Annotated in this window: 1 pseudogene; it reads right to left on the bottom strand. The window is 43.0% G+C overall.

What is annotated here, in order from left to right:
- Nucleotides 1-170: pseudogene (gene tgt, locus C1G53_RS12485) on the bottom strand (tRNA guanosine(34) transglycosylase Tgt); the annotation flags it as partial.
- Nucleotides 171-277 lie beyond the last annotated feature (107 nt).

The raw sequence follows: 277 nt of genomic DNA, 5'->3' as shown, positions 1-277 counted from the left end.
CCCATCGCTTTCAATTCTTCAGGCGACATGGTTTTTACCGTTGCCTGAGTTCCAACTGGCATAAACATGGGGGTTGGAAAGGTCCCGTGTGGGGTAATGATTTCGCCCAAACGTGCACCTGTGTGCTTTTCTTTCTTAATCAAGCGATACTTGATTGGAACATCTGTCATGTTTTATTTACCTCCCGCTAGGAAAAACAGTCCTAGGATATTAGTTCTGGATTCACAGTTCAGCTCTTTCATATCATCCATAAAAGCACTTTACCTGGAAATACAGT

The sequence above is a fragment of the Streptococcus suis genome, from assembly GCF_002960445.1.
Taxonomy (GTDB): Bacteria; Bacillota; Bacilli; order Lactobacillales; family Streptococcaceae; genus Streptococcus; species Streptococcus hyiners.
This window is presented reverse-complemented; position numbering and strand designations above follow the sequence as displayed.